We start from the raw sequence: 1,622 nt of genomic DNA, 5'->3' as shown, positions 1-1,622 counted from the left end.
ACTTCGCCCCAGCACACGACACCGCGAGCCGCGATGTTGTGTGCTGCGTTGTGATCGACGTGCCCAACGAAGTCGCACCGGCCGCACTGGAACACCGCCCGACTCCCACACCTCCTGGTTGGACGCCAACGCGTCCAGCACCTGGTAGGTGATCGAGGCGGAGGCGGCGGGCGACGACGCGCCGGGATGCTCGGAGTCCACAGACGACGGAACGAGGTAGGAAACCGAAGGCAGCCGGCCTGCGTTCACGTCAGCACGGAACGCCTCTCCCAGCCCACCGGGCCGGACGCGGTGCAATCCCCTGTCGTACAAGGACTTCTCGGCAGCGGACAACCGGGAGAGGTCCAGCGAGCCGATCAGGGCCGGGTCCCCGGTCCCGTACAGCTTGTCCAGCGACTTGAACCCGGCGGGCAGCACCTTGCGCGCGATCTCCTTGAACCGCACGAAGAACTCCAGGTTGTTGTCCTGGAAGTTGTCCCACTCCTGGTACACCCGCCACGACTTCCCCGCCGCCTCAAGCCGTTCCGGATACGTCTTCCACGTGTACCCGGTGTGGTTGTCCTCGTCGTAGGCCGCGTTCCCGGTCGCACGACCACCGGACGGCTCGTACCCGGTGTACCCGGACACCCAGTAGTTCCGGTTCGGCGACGTGGAAGACGGCACCGAGCAGTGGTAGGCGTCGCACAACGTGAAGGTGTCCGCCAGCTCGTAGTGGAACGGGAGGTCCTGCCGCGTGTAGAACGCCATCGTCGCCGCGGTCTTCGCCGGCACCCAGTTGTCGTTCCACCCGCCGCGCAACGCCGAGTGCCCGCCGTTCCAGCTGTGGTCCAGGTCGCCGATGTACTGGATGTCCCGCCCGGACGCCGCCTCACGCACCGGGAACGGCAGCACGCCCGACTGGTTGAACACGTCACGAAGGGCGTTGCGATCAGAGAACCCGCGCACGCCACGCAGAATCCCGTAGTAGTGGTCGAACGACCGGTTCTCCTGCATCAACAGCACGACGTGCTTGATCGCGCGCAACCCTCCCGTACGGGGCTCACGGGCCAGTGCGGCGTACACCGACGGAGGCAGCAACGTGCCCGAGGCAGCAGCAGCGACGGCAGCCATGAACCCACGGCGAGAGAGCGACATGAGAGGAGTTTCTAGTCTCAACACGTGAAGCGGAACCGTCACCCGTATGAACAAAGGCCCTGGATTCACCGGGGCCTTGTTCACACTCACACTCAGGCTGCCGCAGTGCACGTTGCGTGCGGTTTTGATCGCGTTCCGCAGTGTCGACACCCGTGAAGCCGGCGGGATCGTGTTGGCCCCCAGGCACTACGGAGATACCGCGGACGCGTTCGGTGAGCCGAGCCGTTCGCGCACACGGGCCACGAGGGGCCGCGCACCGAGAGTCTCGAAGATCCCGAGCGCCTCGGCGAGGTCGTCGGGGTCGTCGCTCTCGATGAGGGCGACGGCGTACCAGTAGTCGCACCCGGCCTGCTGCCACGTCTTGGCGGCTTCGCGCCATCGGCCCGCCGCCATCAGCGCGTGGGGATGGCCGGAGCGTCCGAGAGCACCGCCTTCAGGCAGGACTCGACCAACGGCCCGTTGGCGTTGTTGCAGTCACCGCGCAGCTT

The 1,622-nt window shown here is 66.6% G+C and carries 2 protein-coding genes; both read right to left on the bottom strand.

The window, feature by feature from the left end:
• Positions 1-1,110 (bottom strand): alkaline phosphatase family protein (locus FXN61_RS49335; RefSeq protein WP_281360897.1); only part of this gene is annotated, 1,110 nt, incomplete at its 3' end.
• Positions 1,111-1,320: 210 nt separating this feature from the next.
• Positions 1,321-1,527 (bottom strand): hypothetical protein, encoded by a 207-nt coding sequence (locus FXN61_RS49330; RefSeq protein ID WP_167980622.1) that lies wholly within the window; start codon positions 1,525-1,527, stop codon positions 1,321-1,323.
• Positions 1,528-1,622 lie beyond the last annotated feature (95 nt).

This window comes from Lentzea indica, assembly GCF_012184385.1.
GTDB lineage: Bacteria > Actinomycetota > Actinomycetes > Mycobacteriales > Pseudonocardiaceae > Lentzea > Lentzea indica.
Note: the sequence above shows the minus strand (reverse complement) of the source record. Positions and strands in the feature narration are given on the sequence as shown.